Annotated in this window: 14 protein-coding genes; 7 read left to right on the top strand and 7 right to left on the bottom strand. The window is 67.4% G+C overall.

What is annotated here, in order from left to right; genetic code table 11:
* Positions 1–19 precede the first annotated feature (19 nt).
* On the bottom strand, positions 20–1,588 hold the full coding sequence (locus tag ACVMK0_RS01665) for a leucyl aminopeptidase (RefSeq protein ID WP_045534553.1): 1,569 nt from the start codon (positions 1,586–1,588) through the stop codon (positions 20–22).
* 27 nt (positions 1,589–1,615) lie between these two features.
* Between ACVMK0_RS01665 and lptF the strand changes: the two genes are divergently transcribed.
* From lptF to ACVMK0_RS01640, 5 genes are read left to right on the top strand one after another with little or no spacing between them, the layout of a single operon-like run.
* Positions 1,616–2,725 (top strand): LPS export ABC transporter permease LptF, encoded by a 1,110-nt coding sequence (gene lptF, locus ACVMK0_RS01660; protein ID WP_476464081.1) that lies wholly within the window; start codon positions 1,616–1,618, stop codon positions 2,723–2,725.
* On the top strand, positions 2,722–3,840 hold the full coding sequence (gene lptG, locus ACVMK0_RS01655) for an LPS export ABC transporter permease LptG (protein WP_045537367.1): 1,119 nt from the start codon (positions 2,722–2,724) through the stop codon (positions 3,838–3,840). Before lptF ends, lptG begins: the two co-directional genes overlap by 4 nt.
* A 33-nt stretch (positions 3,841–3,873) precedes the next feature.
* Entirely contained in the window at positions 3,874–4,242 is a 369-nt protein-coding gene (locus ACVMK0_RS01650; protein WP_476464080.1) for a sirohydrochlorin chelatase, read from the top strand.
* Positions 4,239–5,183: a CysB family HTH-type transcriptional regulator gene (locus ACVMK0_RS01645; RefSeq protein WP_476464079.1), complete on the top strand. Its 945-nt coding sequence runs from the start codon at positions 4,239–4,241 to the stop codon at positions 5,181–5,183. The genes ACVMK0_RS01650 and ACVMK0_RS01645 overlap by 4 nt, the downstream gene beginning before the upstream one ends.
* Complete coding sequence (locus ACVMK0_RS01640; protein WP_045534545.1) at positions 5,180–6,352, top strand: pyridoxal phosphate-dependent aminotransferase; 1,173 nt, start codon at positions 5,180–5,182, stop codon at positions 6,350–6,352. The genes ACVMK0_RS01645 and ACVMK0_RS01640 overlap by 4 nt, the downstream gene beginning before the upstream one ends.
* An 87-nt stretch (positions 6,353–6,439) precedes the next feature.
* Here the strand turns inward: ACVMK0_RS01640 and hrpA are convergent, their stop codons facing one another.
* Positions 6,440–10,525 carry an ATP-dependent RNA helicase HrpA gene (gene hrpA, locus ACVMK0_RS01635; RefSeq protein ID WP_476464078.1) on the bottom strand — a complete coding sequence of 1,362 codons (4,086 nt, stop codon included), beginning with the start codon at positions 10,523–10,525 and terminating at the stop codon, positions 6,440–6,442.
* Positions 10,526–10,771: 246 nt separating this feature from the next.
* Between hrpA and argA the strand changes: the two genes are divergently transcribed.
* Positions 10,772–12,118 carry an amino-acid N-acetyltransferase gene (argA, locus tag ACVMK0_RS01630; protein ID WP_476464077.1) on the top strand — a complete coding sequence of 449 codons (1,347 nt, stop codon included), beginning with the start codon at positions 10,772–10,774 and terminating at the stop codon, positions 12,116–12,118.
* Between the two features lie 101 nt (positions 12,119–12,219).
* On the opposite strand, the gene ACVMK0_RS01625 is transcribed toward argA, so the two are convergent.
* Together ACVMK0_RS01625 and ACVMK0_RS01620 are read right to left on the bottom strand one after the other, a co-directional pair.
* On the bottom strand, positions 12,220–12,456 hold the full coding sequence (locus tag ACVMK0_RS01625) for a hypothetical protein (RefSeq protein WP_476464076.1): 237 nt from the start codon (positions 12,454–12,456) through the stop codon (positions 12,220–12,222).
* 276 nt (positions 12,457–12,732) lie between these two features.
* Positions 12,733–13,800, bottom strand: a complete 1,068-nt coding sequence (locus tag ACVMK0_RS01620; protein ID WP_045537363.1) for a cupin domain-containing protein — start codon at positions 13,798–13,800, stop codon at positions 12,733–12,735.
* Positions 13,801–13,979: 179 nt separating this feature from the next.
* Between ACVMK0_RS01620 and ACVMK0_RS01615 the strand changes: the two genes are divergently transcribed.
* On the top strand, positions 13,980–14,471 hold the full coding sequence (locus ACVMK0_RS01615) for an FKBP-type peptidyl-prolyl cis-trans isomerase (protein WP_045534542.1): 492 nt from the start codon (positions 13,980–13,982) through the stop codon (positions 14,469–14,471).
* A gap of 21 nt (positions 14,472–14,492) precedes the next feature.
* Here the strand turns inward: ACVMK0_RS01615 and dut are convergent, their stop codons facing one another.
* The 3 genes from dut to ACVMK0_RS01600 are packed head-to-tail and all read right to left on the bottom strand — an operon-like array spanning position 14,493 to position 17,437.
* Positions 14,493–14,942 (bottom strand): dUTP diphosphatase, encoded by a 450-nt coding sequence (dut, locus tag ACVMK0_RS01610; protein ID WP_045534540.1) that lies wholly within the window; start codon positions 14,940–14,942, stop codon positions 14,493–14,495.
* Positions 14,943–14,957: 15 nt separating this feature from the next.
* A complete protein-coding gene (locus ACVMK0_RS01605; protein WP_476464075.1) occupies positions 14,958–16,805 on the bottom strand; it encodes a TRAP transporter large permease in 1,848 nt (615 codons plus the stop codon).
* Positions 16,802–17,437, bottom strand: a complete 636-nt coding sequence (locus ACVMK0_RS01600; protein ID WP_045534537.1) for a TRAP transporter small permease subunit — start codon at positions 17,435–17,437, stop codon at positions 16,802–16,804. Before ACVMK0_RS01600 ends, ACVMK0_RS01605 begins: the two co-directional genes overlap by 4 nt.
* Positions 17,438–17,492: the final 55 nt, after the last annotated feature.

Here is a 17,492-nt window from a genome sequence, read left to right as displayed (position 1 = left end):
TCGAGGGGTGCGGGCGCATTCAGCGCTTGCGCCCTTTGGCGCCGGTGGCTGCCTTGGGCGCCATGGCCGGTTGGTCGTTGACCATGCGCGCGGCCTCGTCGAGCAGGTACTGCACCAGCAGCGCCACCGGGCGCCCGGTGGCGCCCTTGGCGCTGCCGCCCTTCCAGGCCACACCGGCGATGTCTAGGTGCGCCCAAGCCTGCTCGGGGTCCACGAACTTTTGCAAAAACTTGGCCGCCGTGACCGACCCCGCCGGGCGGCCGGCGATGTTGGCCATGTCAGCGAAGTTCGATTTCAACCCCTCGGCGTATTCTTCGTCGAGCGGCATGCGCCAGCACGGATCGAGCGCCGCCGCCCCCGCGTCCTGCAGGGCTTGCGCCAGCTCGTCGCGGTTGCTGTAGAGGCCCGCGCGCAGGTTGCCCAGCGCGATCACGCAGGCCCCGGTGAGGGTGGCGACGTCGATCAGGGCGCGCGGTTTGAAGCGCGCCGCGTAGCTGAGCGCGTCGCACAGAATCAGCCGGCCCTCGGCGTCGGTGTTGAGGATCTCGATCGTCTGCCCGCTCAGGCTGCTGACCACATCGCCCGGCTTGACGGCGCGGCCATCGGGCATGTTCTCGCAGCACGGCACCAAGCCGACCACGTTGAGCGCCGGTTGCAGCTCGGCCAGCGCGACGAAGCTGCCCAGCACGGCGGCGGCGCCGGCCATGTCGAACTTCATTTCGTCCATCTCGGGGCCGGGCTTGAGGCTGATGCCCCCGGTGTCGAAGGTGATGCCCTTGCCCACCAGCACCACCGGCGCGCTGGCCTTGGGTGCGCCCTGGTAGCGAAGCACGATGAAGCGCAGCGGCTCCTCGGCGCCTTGGGCCACCGCCAGATAGGCGCCCATGCCCAGCTTGGCCACTTCTTTGGGGCCCAGCACCTCAACCTGCAGGCGCTTGCCTTGTGCCAGTTGCTGCGCCGCCTCGGCCAGCAGCTTGGGCGTGGCGTGGTTGGGGGGGCGGTTGGCCCACTCTTTGGCCCACTCCACGGCTTTGACGGTGGCCCGGGCTTGGGCGAAGGCGCTGCGCAAGGCGCTGGCGTCGCTCACCCCCACCAGCACGGTTTGCAGGCTGCGCGGCTGCGCCTTGGACGCAGACTTGGTGGTGGTGTAGCTGTAGCTGGCCTCGGCGCTGGCCTGAACCAGCGCCGCCAGCGCTCCGGCACCCACCTCGCCAGCCCACAACAGCAAGCGTTTGGCGCCAGCGAGCTTGAGCGCTGCCAGCGCCGCCAGCACGGCCTTGCGCGTAGCGGCCGGGCTGCCATCGCCGCTGCGCACCAGAGCCACCTTGCGCGCCTGCACCCCCGGCAGGCGGTGCGCCAGCAGCACGCTGCCCAGCGCGGGCTCGATGTCGGCCTGGGCCACGGCGGCACGGGCCCAGTTCGTCAAGGAGTCGTCTGAAGCCACCGGGCGCGCCGTGCCGTTGGCTGCGGCGTTGGCCGCATTTCCGGTTTTGGCGGGGTCGGCCGCATCGGGCCAGAGCAAGACCAGCGCGTCGGCCTCTAGGGTGGCGGCTTGCGACAAATGCAGCGATTGCAGTTCAAAGTCCATAATCTAGGCTCACATGGTTTTTTGACGATGTTATTCCATTCTTCCCTGCGCCGTGAACTGGCGCGCAGTTTTGGCGCCACCTTGCTGGTGCTGCTGGTGATCGTCGTCACCATGCTGCTCATACGCACCCTCGGCCAAGCCGATCAGGGGCGCGTCAATCCGCAAGAAATTTTGCTGGTCCTGACCTACACCGTGGTCGGCCGGCTGCCGATCGTGCTCACCATCGCCTTGTTCATCGCCGTGGCCTCGACGCTCACGCGCATGCACCGCGAAAGCGAAATGGTGATCTGGCACTGCAGCGGCCAAGGTTTGGCGGCCTTGCTCAAGCCGGTGTTTCGCTTTGCCTGGCCGGTGCTGGCGGTGATCGCCCTGATGGTGCTGCTGATCTGGCCTTGGGCCAACCAGCAGGCCGAGCAGTTGCGCGACCGCTTTGCCCAGCGTGGCGAACTCGAGCGCGTGCAAGCCGGGCAGTTCATCGAAAGCGCCGACGGGCGGCGCGTGTTCTTCATCGAGCAAGACCCGCAGCAGCCGACGCTGGCGCGCAACATTTTTGTCTCCAGCACCGAGGCCGACGGCAGCCGCACCGTGCTCAGCGCCGGCAGCGGGCGCATCGAGTGGGTCGACTCGCAGCAGTGGCTGCACATCCACCAAGGCCAGCGCCTGCTGTTTGACCAACCCGACCAGCCGGGACAGGTGCAGGTGAGCGAATTTGCCTCCTACCGCGTGCTCATCGACGCGCCGGCGCTGCCCATGGGCGTGGCGCAAGGGCTCAAATCGCGCCCCACTTGGACGCTGGTGGCCGAACCCACACCGGCCAACCTAGGCGAGCTGGCGTGGCGGCTGGGGCTGGCGCTGGCCGCAGTGAATTTTGTGCTCATGGCACTGGCGCTGGCCGCCAGCAACCCGCGCGCCAACAAAAGCGGCAACGTTTTGCTGCTGCTGTTTGGCTTCATTTTTTACTACAACCTGATGACCATGGGCCAGCGCTGGATCGGCACCGGCGAGATCTCCGCCCTGGCCTTTGTGCTGGCCTTGCACGGCGGCACCGGGCTGGCCTGCGCGCTCTGGCTGGCCAAACGCCATTGGGGCTGGGAGCTGAACGCGGCGCGGCTGTGGCGGCGTGGGGCCCCGGCATGAAGACCATGCGCAAACTGATCTACGGCGAACTGCTGTGGGCGATCGGCTTCGTGGCGCTGGCTTTTTTGGCGCTGTTCGCCTTCTTTGACCTGATCGAAGAACTGCCCGCGCTGGGCCAGCGCTCGCCTTTCGATCCGGCGCTCGAATACGGCCTGTGGCAAGCCCTGCTCTACGTGGCCTTGCTGCTGCCCAGCCACCTCTACGAGCTGCTGCCGATCGCGGTGCTGATCGGCGCGGTGTTCGGTTTGGTGCGGCTGGCGCAGTCGTCCGAGTTCACCATCTTGCGCACCAGCGGCCTCGGGCCCGGCTTGGCTTTGCGCCAGATGCTGGTGTTGGGCATGGCTTTTGCCGCCCTGACCTTCGTGCTGGGCGATTACGTCGCCCCCTGGAGCGACCGCCAGGCGCAACAGCTCAAAGCCACCTTCGAGGGCCAGATCCGCCTGGGGCAGACCGGCGCTTGGCTCAAAGAGCGCGGCGACCAGCGCCAGGTGTCGGTCAATGTCGCGGCGCTCGAAGGGCCTAACGAACTGCGCGGCGTGCGCCTGTTTGAGTTCGACGCCAGCGGCCGCATCGCGCGCACCCTAAGCGCCGAGCGCGCCACCGTGGTGCCCGAGCGCGGGCTGTGGCAGCTGCACCAGGTGCAGTTGCACCAGTTCGACACCCAGGCCGACCCACCGCGCCTGCTGGTGCAGCAACTGCCCAGCCTCGATTGGCCCACCGGACTCAGTGCCGACATGGTCTCGGTGGCCCTGCTGCGCCCCGATCGCATGAGCGCCTGGGGCCTGTACCAGTACATCGAGCATTTGCAAGCCAACAGCCAAGCCACGCAGCGCTACGAAATCGAGCTTTGGCGCAAGCTGTTTTTCCCTTTGAGCTGCGTGGTGATGGTGGTGTTGGCGCTGCCCTTTGCCTACCTGCACTTTCGCTCCAAGGGGCTGGCGGCTTATGTGTTTGTCGGCGTCATGCTGGGCTTGAGCTTTGTGCTGCTGAGCAACATGTTTGTTTACATCGGCAATTTGCTGGCCTGGCGGCCGTGGCTGGCTGCGGCCGCACCGGCCTTGCTGTATTCGGTGGCCTCGCTCGGGGCTTTTGGTTGGTTGGTGCTGCGCCGTTAGCGCCGTTGGCCGCTTTTGCAAGGGAATGGCTGTATGTTGGCAGTGATCGTGTTGGCGCATGGTTCGCGCGACCCGCAGTGGTTTGGGCCCATCGAAGCCGTGGCCCAAGCCGTGGCCGCGCGCCTGCCCGAGGCCAAGGTGTGCTGCGCCTACCTCGAGCTGTGCGCGCCCACGCTGCCCGAGGCCGCGGCGCGGCTGGTGGCCGAGGGTGCCACCCGGCTGCGCGTGCTGCCGCTGTTTTTTGGCTTGGGCAAGCACGCACGGCAAGACCTGCCCCTGTTGGCCGAGGCGCTGCAACAGGCGCACCCGCAGGTGCGCTTCGAGTGGCTGCCCACGCCCACCGAGCAGCCGCGCCTGCTGGCGTTGCTGGCCGAATTGGCCGTGGCAGAATCGCCGCCATGAACCTGCACCAATTCCGCTTCGTGCTCGAGGCGGTGCGCCGCAACCTCAACCTGACCGAAGCAGCCAAGGCGCTGCACACCTCGCAGCCGGGCGTGTCCAAGGCCATCCTCGAACTCGAGGACGAGCTGGGAATCGACATCTTCGCCCGCCACGGCAAGCGCATCAAGCGCGTCACCGAACCCGGGCACGAGGTGCTGCGCAGCATCGAGATCATCATGCGCGAGGTCAGCAACCTCAAGCGCATCGGGGCCCAGTTTGCCACCCACGACAGCGGCACGCTCAGCATCGCCGCCACCCACACCCAAGCGCGCTACGTGCTGCCGGCGGCGGTGGCCAAGCTGCGCCACGCCTACCCCAAGGTGTCCATCAGCCTGCACCAGGGCTCGCCCGAGCAGGTGGCGCGCATGCTGCTCGACGACGTGGCCGACATCGGCATCGCCACCGAGGCCTTGGCCGACCACCCCGAGCTCATCACCCTGCCCTGCTACGACTGGCAGCACGCGCTGGTGCTGCCCACCGGCCACCCACTGCTGGAGCGCGAGCGCATCGCGCTCGAAGACCTGGCGCAGGTGCCGCTGATCACCTACCACCCCTCCTACACCGGGCGCAGCCGCATCGACCAGGCGTTCGCGCAGCGCCAGCTCAAGCCGCACATCGTGCTCGACGCCATCGACTCCGACGTCATCAAAACCTACGTCAAGCTCGGGCTGGGCGTGGGCATCGTGGCCGAAATGGCCATGCAGGGCGACGAGCGCAGCTCAGATCTGGTGTCGCGCCCGCTCGGCTACCTGTTTGGGCACAACGTGAGCCGGGTGGCGTTCAAGCGCGGCGCCTACCTGCGCCAGTTCGTGCTGCGCTTTGCCGAGTTTTTGAGCGAACGCCTGTCGCGTGAGCTGATCCACAAAGCGATGCTCGGTGGCGGCACGGATTACGAGCTATGACGCACGCCCACACCCCCGCGGTTTGCAGCCGCCTGCCCCACGTGGGCACGACGATTTTCAGCGTGATGTCGGCGCTGGCCACCGAGTGCCAAGCCGTCAACCTCGGGCAGGGCTTCCCCGACTTCGACTGCGACCCGCGCCTGCTGGACGCGGTCGAGGCGGCCCTGCGCGCCGGCCACAACCAGTACCCGCCGATGCCCGGCGTGCCGGCGCTGCGCCAGGCGCTGGCGCGCAAAACCGAAGCGCTGTATGGCCGCCGCTACGACCCGGAGCACGAAATCACCGTCACCGCCGGGGCCACGCAAGCCATTTTCAGCGCCATTTTGGCCGTGGTGCAGCCGGGCGACGAGGTGATCGTGCTCGAGCCCTGCTACGACAGCTACGTGCCCAACATCGAACTGGCGGGCGCGCTGCCGGTGCGGGTGCCGCTGGGCGCCGATTTCCGGCCCGACTTCGATGCCCTGGCCGCCGCCATCGGGCCGCGCACGCGCGCCTTGCTCATCAACAGCCCGCACAACCCCAGCGGCCGCGTTTGGCAGCAGGCCGATATGCTGCGCCTGCAGGCGCTGCTGGCCGGCACCGAGGTGATTTTGATCAGCGACGAGGTCTATGAGCACATGGTGTACGACGGCCAGCCGCACCAGAGCGCGGCGCGCTTTGCCGATCTGGCGGCGCGCGCGCTGGTGGTGAGCAGCTTTGGCAAGACCTTTCACGTCACCGGCTGGAAGGTGGGCAGCGTGCTGGCGCCGGCGCCGCTGATGGCCGAGTTTCGCAAGGTGCACCAGTTCAACGTGTTCACCGTCAACACGCCGATGCAGCACGCGCTGGCGGCGTACCTGCACGACCCGGCGCCCTACCTGCAACTGCCCGATTTTTATGCCGCCAAGCGCGATCGCTTTCGCGCTGGGCTGGCGCGCACGCGCTTTGGGCTCCTGCCCTGCGAGGGCAGCTACTTCCAGTGCGTCGATTACAGCGCGCTGGCCGTGCCCGAGCGCGATCTGGAGCCCGATGCCTTTTGCCGCTGGCTCACGCGCGCCGTCGGCGTGGCGGCGATCCCGCTGTCGGCCTTTTATGCCCAGCCGCCGGCGGCGCAGCGCCTGATCCGCTTTTGCTTTGCCAAGCAAGAAGCCACCTTGGATGCGGCGCTGGCGCGGCTGGCGCGCTTGTGAGCTTGTGCGCTTTAGGCGGCAGCCGTAGGCGGTAATTTGGCTGCGTCAAGGCGGGGCGAGCATCAACGCCTGCCCCCCACAGCCTCCTTAAGCCACCAGCTGCGCCCAGAGCTTATCCAGCCGCTTGACGCTCACCGGCTGCGGCGTGCGCAGCTCTTGCGCAAACAGGCTCACGCGCAGCTCTTGCAGCAGCCAGCGCAGTTCGTCTAGGCGCGCATCGGGCACACCCTTGCGCTCGGCCAGCAGGCGCGTGTAGCGCTGCTCTTGGGCGCGCACCGTGGCCATGTGCGCGGCGTCGCGCGCCGGGTCGGCGCGCAGCTTGTCGAGGCGCAAAAAGATCGCCTTCAGGTAGCGCGGCAGGTGTTGCAACGCCGCCCACGGCGTCTCGGCCACGAAGCGCGGGCCCACCAGCTGCCCCAGCTGCTCGCGCACGTCGGCCAGCGGCTGGGCCTCGAACTTGCCCTCTTTGAGCTTGCGCACCACGGCGGCGTATTCGAGCAACACCGCCGCCGTCTGGCGCGCCACCTCCTGCGCGATCAGCCCCAGGCGGCCGCGCCCTTGCTCCAGCCGCTGTTGGAATTCGGCGGCCGTGCGCGGCCACGGCTCGGCCATGAAGGCGCGCTCCAGCGCCACCTCGATGATCTGGCTGCGCAACTCCTCGAGCGAACCCAGCGCCATGTACGACACCGCCATCTGCTGCAACCCGGGCAGGCTTTTCTCCAGCTGCTTGAGCGCTTCGCGCAGCTGCAGCGCAAACAGGCGCCGCAGCCCGGCGCGGTGCTTGCGTGCCGCCGTTTCGGGCTCGTCATAGACCGCCAGCGTGACGGCGTCGCCGGCGTCGAGCAGCGCCGGAAAGCCGATCACCGTGTGTTCGCCGCTGGCCAGCTCCATCAGCTCGGGCCAGTCGCCAAAAGTCCAGGCGCGGTGGCGCTCGCTGGCGGCTTGCGGTGCTGGGGCGGCTGGCACAGCTTGGACGACCTGCATCCGTGCCGGAGCCGATGCGGGCGCAGAGGCAGGCGCCGATGCGGGGGCTGCACCCTCCCCCGTGCGCAGCGCCAGCTGCAAGCCCGCCAGCGCCTGAAAGGCCCCGCGCGCCTGCGCGCCCAGCTCGGCTTTGAGCGCCGCCAAGCTGCGCCCTTGGCCCAGTTGGCGCCCGTGCTCGTCGAGCACGCGCAGGTGCATGAAGTGGTGCGCGGGCAGCTGGTCGAGCTTGAAGTCGCTGCGCTTCACATCGACCCCGCTGCGCGCGCGCACCCGCGCCAGCAAGGCCTCGATCAGGCTGCCCTGGGCCCAGTGCTCGGGCTGACACAGCTCGGCGGCCAGTTGCGCGGCGGTCTCGGGCAGCGGCAGCAGGCGCGCGCGCGGCTTTTGCGGCAGGCTCTTGAGCAAGGCGGCGATCTTGTCTTTGAGCATCCCCGGCACCAGCCACTCGCAGCGCTCCTCGCTGGCCTGGTTGAGCACGAAGATCGGCAACGCCACGCTCAGGCCGTCGCGCGCCTCGCCTGGCTGGTGCAGGTAGCTGGCGCTGCATTCGGTGCCGCCCAGCGCCAGCGTGGGCGGAAAAGCCAGGCTGGTCACGCCCGCGGCCTGATGCCGCATCAGCTCCTCGCGCTTGAGGCGCAGCAGCTCGGGTTGCTGGCGCACGTGGGCGCGGTACCAGCGCTCGAGCTCGGTGCCGCTGCTCAGGTCGGGCGGCAACTGGCTGTCGTAAAAGGCGTAGATCAGCTCCTCATCGACCAGCACGTCTTGGCGGCGCGATTTGTGCTCCAGCGCCTGCACCTGCGCCAGCACCTGGCGGTTGGCGGCCAGAAAAGGCAGGCGGCGCTCGAACTCGGGCGGCCAGACCTCTTCTTGCAAGGCCGCCACCAGCGCCTGGCGGATGAAGATCGCGCGCGCCCCGGCCGGATCGACGCGCGCGTAATCGACGCGGCGCTGGCTGTAGATCAGCAAGCCATACAGGGTGGCGCGCTCAGAGGCCACCACGCGCGCGGCGTTTTTTTCCCAGCGCGGATCGAGCACCTGCTTGCTCAGCAGATGCGCCCCCACCTGCTCCAGCCACTGCGGCTCGATGGCGGCGATGCCGCGGCCAAACAGGCGCGTGGTTTCGACCAGTTCGGCGCACACGATCCAGCGCCCCGGTTTTTTGCTCAGCCGCGCCCCCGGATGCGGGTAAAAACGGATGCCGCGCGCGCCCTGGTAGTGGGCCTCGCTCTCGTGCTTGCAGCCCACGTGCCCGAGCAGGCCCGCCAGCAGCGACAAGTGCAGCTGCTCGCTGCTGGCGGGCGCGGTGTTGAGCTTCCAGCCGTGCTCGGCCACCACGGTGTGCAACTGGCTGTGGATGTCGCGCCACTCGCGCACCCGGCGCGGGTTCAGGTAGTGCTGGCGCAGCAGCGCCTCGTACTGGCGCTGGCTGGGCTTGTGCTGGGGCGGTGGCTGCAGCCCTGGCTGCCTCTGCTGCCCCGGCTGCCCGGCTCTTCCCGCTTTGGCGGCTAGGCGCGCACCCGCACCCGCACCCGCACCCGCACCCGCACCCGCACCCGCACCCGCACCCGCACCCGCACCCGCACCCGCACCCGCACCCGCACCCGCACCCGCGCTTGCGCTTGCGCTTGCTCCAGCTCCAGAAGCATCCGCTTCAACCACCGCACCCACACTGGGCTTGCCGCTGCGCGCCTGCTCCAGCCAGCGCCAGAGCTTGAGGTAGCCCACGAACTCGCTCTTGTCGTCGTCAAACGGCGCCTGCGCCCGGTCCGCCTGCGCCTGCGCCTGCAGCGGGCGCTCGCGCACGTCTTGCACCGTGAGCGCGCTGGCCAGCACCAGCACCTCGTCGAGCGCGTGCCGGTCGCGCGCCTCCAGAATCATGCGCCCCAGGCGCGGATCGAGCGGCAGGCGCGCCAGCTCGCTGCCCAGCGCGGTGAGCTGCTGGGCGTGGTCGAGCGCGCCCAGCTCTTGCAGCAGCTGGTAGCCGTCGCTGATGGCGCGCTGCGAGGGCGCCTCGAGAAAAGGAAAATCCTCCACCGCCCCGAGGCGCAGCGACTTCATGCGCAGAATCACCGCCGCCAGCGAGGAGCGCAAAATCTCCGGGTCGCTAAAGCGCGGCCGCGCCAGGTGCTCGGCCTCATCGTAGAGGCGGATGCAGACGCCGTCGGCGACACGGCCGCAGCGCCCGGCGCGCTGATCCGCGGCCGCTTGGCTGATGGGCTCGACCAGCAACTGCTCGACCTTGCTGCGCAGGCTGTAGCGTTTGACGCGCGCGCGCCCCGAATCGATCACGTAGCGGATGCCGGGCACGGTGAGCGAGGTTTCGGCCACGTTGGTCGCCAGCACGATGCGCCGCGCGCCGCTGGGCCTGAAGATTCGGTCTTGCTCGGCCTGGCTCAGGCGCGCATACAGCGGCAGCACCTCGGTGTCGCGCAGCACCGGCTGGTGGCTCAGGTGCTGGCGCAAGTGGTCGGCGCATTCGCGGATTTCGCGCTCGCCGGGCAAAAACACCAGCACATCGCCAGCCAAGGCACCGCCACGCCAGAGCTCATCGACGGCGTCGGCAATCGCTTCGTTCAGGCCATAGTCGCGGCTGTCCTCGTAGGGGCGGTAACGCAGTTCCACCGCGTAGCTGCGCCCGGCCACGTTGAGCACCGGCGCCGGCCCCTGGGCCGAGGCGAAGTGCTGCGCAAAGCGCTCGGCGTCGATGGTGGCCGAGGTGATCACCACCTTCAAATCGGGCCGCTGCGGCAGGATTTGCCGCAGGTAGCCGAGCAAAAAGTCGATGTTCAGGCTGCGCTCGTGCGCCTCGTCGATGATCAGCGTGTCGTAGGCCTGCAGCAGCGGGTCGGTCTGGGTTTCGGCGAGCAAAATGCCGTCGGTCATGAGCTTGATCGAGGCCTTGGGGCTGAGCCGATCCTGGAAGCGCACCTTGTAGCCCACCACCTCGCCCAGCGCCGTGCCGAGCTCGTGCGCGATGCGGCTGGCCACTGAACTGGCGGCGATGCGCCGCGGCTGCGTGTGCCCGATCAGGCGCCCCCGCTCGCCCGGGCGCGCGTGCAGGCGCCCGCGCCCCATATTCAACGCGATTTTGGGCAACTGGGTGGTTTTGCCCGAGCCGGTCTCGCCGCACACCACGATCACCTGGTGCGCGCGCAAGGCGGCTTCGATCGCCTGGCGCTGAGCGCTCACAGGCAGGGAGTCGGGAAATTCGATAATCAAGGCGCGGGCGGCGGGCAGACCGTATAGGGGGATGGGGCTGTGCGATTATCCGAGATTGCCCCAGCGGCGGCGCGCTTGCGGCCAGGCGGGCACCCCCCAAGGCCAGACCAGCACCCAAGCTGCGGCCCAGTCTGGCGTATGCTTGCTGCTTGGCCGCCCACCAAAGCCCACTACCTTCCAGCCCCAGCCCTCATAGCCCCAGCCAAACAGCCGCCCATGTCCACGGTCTTCAACTTCACCTTCGTGCCCTGGTTTCGCTCGGTGGCGCCCTACATCCACAAGTTTCGCAACCAGACCTTCGTCGTCGGTGTGGCCGGCGAGGCCATTGCCGCCGGCAAGCTGCCCAATCTGGCCCAAGACTTGGCGCTGATCCAGAGCATGGGCGTGCGCGTGGTGCTGGTGCATGGTTTCAGGCCGCAGGTCAACGAGCAACTGCGCACCAAGGGGCACCCGGCGCGCAGCCACCAGGGCACGCGCATCACCGACGAGGTGACGCTGGACTGCGCCCAAGAGGCCGCCGGCCAACTGCGCTACGAGATCGAGGCCGCCTTCAGCCAGGGCCTGCCCAACACGCCCATGGCCGGGGCCACGGTGCGCGTGCTCTCGGGCAACTTCATCACCGCACGCCCGCTGGGCATCGTCGATGGCATCGATTTCCAGCATTCCGGGCTGGTGCGCCGCGTCGATGTGGCCGGGCTGATGCGCACGCTCGACATGGGCGCCATGGTGCTGCTCTCGCCCTTTGGCTTTTCGCCCACGGGCGAAGCCTTCAACCTGAACATGGAAGAGGTCGCCACCAGCGTGGCCATTGCCTTGCAGGCCGACAAACTGATTTTTGTCACCGAGGTGCCGGGCATCCGCGTGCAGCCGCACCAGCCGCCCAGCGACGACAACCCGATCGACACCGAGCTGCCGCTGGCCCAAGCCGAGCAGCTGCTGGCCGAGCTGCCACCGAGCCAGCTGCCCACCGACCCCGGCTTTTATCTGCAGCACTGCGTCGCGGCCTGCAAGGGCGGCGTCGAGCGCAGCCACATCGTCCCCTTTGCCGTCGATGGCGCGCTGCTGCTCGAGGTCTATGTACACGACGGCATCGGCACCATGGTGGTGGACGAAAAACTCGAAAGCCTGCGCGAAGCCAGCGCCGACGACGTGGGCGGTATTTTGCAACTGATCGAGCCGTTTGAGAAAGACGGCACCCTGGTCAAGCGCAGCCGCACCGAAATCGAGCGCGACATCGCCAACTATACCCTGATCGAGCACGACGGCGTGATTTTTGGCTGCGCCGCGCTCTACCCCTACCCCGAGGCCAAGACCGCCGAAATGGCCGCACTCACCGTTTCACCGCACTCGCAAGGCCAGGGCGACGGCGAAAAACTGCTCAAGCGCATCGAGCAGCGCGCGCGCCTGATGGGGCTCGAGAGCCTGTTCGTGCTCACCACGCGCACCATGCACTGGTTCATCAAGCGCGGCTTTGCGCCGGTCGATGCCGACTGGCTGCCCGAGGCGCGCAAACGCAAGTACAACTGGGACCGGCGCAGCCGGGTGCTGGTGAAGCGGCTTTGAACCGCAGCCATCTTGTACAGGCGTAAAAAAACCGCCCAGCGTACGCAAGGCGGTTTTTTGAGCACTTCCCGGAGGAAGTGCCCACCCAGAGGGCTCGAGAATTAATAACGAGTTGGGGCAGCAGGAGCGGCCGGGGCAGCAGCGTCAGCCGGGGCAGCAGGAGCGGCTGGGGCAGCAGCGTCAGCAGGAGCAGCCGGAGCTGGAGCCGGGGCTGGCTCAGGAGCCGGAGCCGGAGCCGGTGCAGGGGCCGGAGCCGGGGCTGGTGCAGGAGCTTGCTGGCCGCAAGCGGTCAGGGCAACGGCGGCGAACAGGGCGGCGAGCAGGGCGGTGATTTTCATGGGGATGTCATTCGAAAGAGTTGGGGATTAGGCGATTTTGGACGATACACAGGGTTCTACAAGCAAACTCAGCGCTCGATCCACGGCGGCTACGACACCTGTAAAGACCCAAGTGTCTGCCACACATCGGCATCATAATTGACAGTCAGGCGCCGGGATAACCCTAGGTGGAAAAATTTTACTGAACCAAAGGGTTGTTGCAAAATAGATACAAATTGACTGCGCTGGTGCCGGCTTTTTTCTCTGGCACCCTAGTGGCTGTGCTTGTACCCTGTTTCAGCCCGCCAGACCGCGCCGCAACCAGCCCGCCGCGTACCAATCGGCCAACGCAGCCTGCGCAGCCGGGCTCGCCGCCAGCACCTGACGCTCCTTGAGCCAGCGCCGATCCGCCAGACGCCGCATCAGGCGCGCGTCTGGGCCACTGGCGCGCAGCGCCTCGCCGTTGATGTAGATGCAGCGCTCGTCGTAGAGCATGCGGGTGCGCCGATCCAGCACCACCGCGCCCAGCGCCCACGGCTGCTGCTGCGGCTCAAAGCACACCAGCGGCTTGGGCTCGCTGAGCACCTCGCCCAGCGCCAGCTGCAGCCCCTTGCGGTCGGCCAGCAGGGCTTGCAGCGCCGCCGCTGCAAAGTCGGTCAGCGCGTCGGGGACGGCGGCTGGATGCGCGCAAGCCCGCTGCTGCGGGTCGCGGTAGAGCGACTCATCCGTCCAATCCTCGGCCAAGCGCTGCACCAGCTCGGCGGCCAGCGCGGCCCGTTGCGGCACCCGAAAACCGACCGAGTAGGTCATGCAGCCGTCGTCGAGCGCCACGCCGTCGTGCGCCCACTCGGGTGGCAGGTACAGCATGTCGCCGGGCTCCAGCACCCACTCCTGCTCGGGCTCGAAGTGTTGCAGGATTTTGAGCGGCTTGTCGGGCTGCAGCGTCAGGTCGCGCTGGCGCCCAATGCGCCAGCGCCGTCGGCCGCTGGCTTGCAGCAGGAACACGTCGTAGCTGTCGAAATGCGGCCCCACGCCGCCGCCCTCGGTGGCCCACGAGATCATCAGGTCATCGAGGCGCGCGTCGGGCACGAAGCGGAAACCCTGCAACAACTGGTGCGCCGCGTCGTGGTGCAAGTCAACCCCCTGCACCAGCAGCGTCCAGCCGGGCTGCTTGAGCGGCGGCAGCTGGCGCGGCTTGAACGGGCCCGAAGCCAGGCTCCAATCATCACCCTCGCGCACAATCAGGCGCGACTCTACGCCGTCTTGCTGCGCCAGCGCAAACAGCTCGGGGCGCTTGAGCAGCGGTGCAAAGCCGGGCACGGCCTGGCGCACCAAAAGCGGTTTTTTCTGCCAGTGGCGGCGCATGAACTGCTGCGGCGTCAGGCCGCCGAGCAAGGGCGTGGACACATCAGGCGCAGGGAGCGCGGGGGGTGCTGGCGGCGCCAAGGGCTGGCCGCTACGCGCCCTGGAGCGTTTGGGGACTTGGACGGCGGCCAAGGGCGTGGTGCTGGGTTTGGGCTGAGAACTCATGGGACAATTGTGCGATGAAAATCACCCCGCAATGCGTCGCCGCCCTCACCTGGACGCTTTCCGACACCTTGGGCGAAGAACTGGACACCCTCGACGAGCCAGTCGAGTTTTTGCTCGGCGGGCGCGACCTGTTAGAGTCTATCGAAGCCGCCCTGCAAGGCCACGGCGCGGGCGAGGAAATGGAGCTGCACCTGGAGCCCGAGCGCGCCTTTGGCGATTTTGACGACCAGCTGCTGCTGCTCGAGCCGCGCAGCGCTTTTCCGGCCGAACTCGAAGTGGGCATGGCCTTTGAGGGCTTGCCACCGGGCTGCAGCGCCGGTGCCGGCCCCGATCGGCTGTATTTTGTGAGCGAAATCTACCCCGAACACGTGGTGCTCGACGCCAACCACCCGCTGGCCGGCATCGCGCTGCGCCTCGACCTCAAAATCCACGCCGTGCGCGAAGCCACCGAGGAAGAAGTGGGCCGCGGCAGCCTCGGCGCGGGTTTTTTCAGGCTGCAAGCCTGAACTGGGCATTAGGCAGCGGGCTCAAGCCCGGCCGGTGGAACCATAGCCCCCGGCGCCGCGCGCGCTCGGCTGCTCAAAATCATCGACCCAGTTGAGCTGCGCCTGCAGCACCGGGACGATCACCAACTGCGCGATGCGCTCGAGCGGCTCGATGGTGTAGGGCTGGCTGCTGCGGTTCCAAGCGCTGACCATGAGCTGGCCCTGGTAGTCGCTGTCGATCAGCCCCACCAGGTTGCCCAGCACAATGCCGTGCTTGTGCCCCAGCCCCGAGCGCGGCAAGATCAGCGCCGCGTAGCCCGGGTCGGCCAGGTGGATCGCCAGCCCGGTGGGCAGCAGGCTGCAGGCGTTGGCGGCCAGTGTGAGTGGTGCCTCGATGCAGGCGCGCAAGTCCAGCCCCGCACTGCCCCCGGTGGCGTAGGCGGGCTGGAACTGGCGCAAGCGCGCATCGAGCAAGCGGCAATCTATGCGCATGCGCTAGGTACCCCCTCAACGCGCCGGCAATGCGCCGGCCGGCCCATCCGGCGCGCCGCCTTGGGGGGGCGCTGCATCGGCGGGCGCCGCATCCGCAGGCGCATCGGCCGGCGCTGCACCTTCGGCCGGAGCGGGCTCATCCCACATGCCGGGCCCGCCCCACTGCCCCTGCTCCTGCCCGGGCTCTTGGTTGGCCCCTTCGCCGGCCCCCATGAAACCGGGGATCTGCTGCAAACGCCGCTGCACCTCGGCCTCATCGGCCAACTCCACCTGCTCCAACTGCCCCGTGACCAAGTTCGGGTAAGTGATCAGCACCGCCACCATCATCAGCTGGATCAACACAAAGGCGATCGAGCCCTTGTAGATCTGCTCGGTGGTGACGCCGGCGATGCGTTTTTTGGTGATGGAGTCGAGGTAGTCGTTGCGCGGCGCCACGCTGCGCAAGTAAAACAGCGCAAAGCCAAAGGGCGGCGTCAGGAACGAGGTCTGCAGGTTCATGGCCAGGATGATGCCGAACCAGACCAGGTTGATGTCCAGCATCTGGGCCACCGGCACCAGCAAGGGCACGACGATGAAGGCGATCTCAAAGAAGTCGATGAAAAAGCCCAGCAGGAAGACCAGCGTGTTGACAAAGATCAAAAAGCCCAGCTGTCCGCCCGGCAGCCCGCTGAACAGTTCCTTGACCCAGATGTGGCCGTCGGCGGCGTTGAAGGTGAAGCCAAAGACGGTCGAGCCGATCAGGATGAACATCACGAAGATCGCCAGCCGGGCGCTGTTTTCCAGCGCCTGCTTCAACAGCGGCAGGCTCAGACGCCGGCGCGCCAGCGTCATGATCAGCGCCCCCACGGCCCCCATTGCGCCGCCCTCGGTGGGCGTGGCGATGCCCAGAAAGATCGTGCCCAGCACCAGAAAGATCAGCACCAGCGGCGGGATCAGCACAAAGGTGACGCGCTCGGCCAACTTGGACAGCAGGCCCAGACGCAAACCCTTGTTGGCCAGCGCCAGCACCAGCGCCAACAGGGCACCAGCGAGCATCGACATGATGAAGGTTTCGTCGCCCGGGGCATCGGCAATGCGATCGAACCAGCGGTGCATCATCTGGTTGTGCACCTGCGACCAGGCGTAGCCGGCGGCTACGGCCAGCACCATTACCCCGATCAGCGATTTGTGGCCGCTGGCGCCGTTGGCCTCGTTGTAGATGCGCGCCTCGGGCGGCAGCGGCGGCACCCACTGCGGCTTGACGATCGCCACCCCGATCACGAACAACAGGTAGATGCCGATCAGCATCAACGCCGGCAGCATGGCGCCGGCGTACATGTCACCCACCGACACGCCAAGCTGGTCGGCGAGCACGATCAGCACCAGCGACGGGGGCAAAATCTGCGCCAGCGTGGCCGAGGCGGTGATGGTGCCGGCGGCGATGGGGCGGTTGTAGCCGTAGCGCAGCATGATCGGCAGCGAGATCAGGCCCATCGAAATCACCGCCGCCGCCACCACGCCAGTGGTGGCTGCCATCAGCGCCCCCACCAGCACCACCGCCACCGCCAGGCCGCCGCGCAGCGGGCCAAAGACTTGACCCACGGTTTCGAGCAAGTCTTCGGCCATACCGCTGCGCTCGAGGATGATGCCCATCAGCGTAAAGAAGGGGATGGCGAGCAGGATTTCATTCTGCATGATGCCAAAAACGCGCAGCGGCAGCGCCTGAAACAGGGTGGCCGGAAACAGCCCGAGCTCCATCCCGAGCAAGCCAAACAGCAAACCCACGGCCGAGAGCGCAAAGCCGACCGGAAAGCCGGTGAGCAAAAAGAAAATCAGCCCCAGAAACATCAGGGGCACGAAGATGCTGATAATGAATTCGATCATGTCTTGCTCGCGCCCTGGGCCTGCGCACGCGCAGCCAATTCGCCCTCGATCCGATCGTGTTCGGTCAGGGCCAGTTCGCGCGCCAGTTGCTGCACGTCGCTCGACACCCCTTGGGCCAGCGCATCGGGGCCACCAAAGTAGAGGAAATTGAAGCGCTTGATGAGCTCAGACAGGGCTTGCAGCGCCAGCAGCGCAAAGCCGAGCGGGATCATCAGGTAGGCCGGCCAGCGGATCAAACCGCCGGCGTTGGGCGACATTTCGCCGGTGTCCCAAGAGCGCTCGAACAGCGGCCAGCCCAGCGCGATCATCAGGTAGCACAGCGGCAGCAAGAAGACCAAGATGCCGACGATATCGATCCAGTTGCGCGCGCGCGCCGACAGGCGGCTCGAGACCACGTCGATGCGCACGTGGGCATTGCGCAAAAAAGCAAAACCGGCACCGAGCAAAAACACGGCCCCAAACAGGTACCACTGGATTTCGAGCCAAGCGTTGGAGCTGATGCTGAATGCGTAGCGGCTGATCGCGTTGGCGGCGCTGATGAGCACGGTGAGCAAAATGAGCCACATCAGCACCTTGCCCAAGCCCCCATTGAGGGCATCGATGGCGCGCGAAAACATCATCAAGTATTTCATAAGAGCAAACCTTCACAGCCGGTAGGCACTGTGATTTATTCTTGAACCCAACGTT

It is taken from the genome of Serpentinimonas sp. SSL01, assembly GCF_056323735.1.
This window is presented reverse-complemented; position numbering and strand designations above follow the sequence as displayed.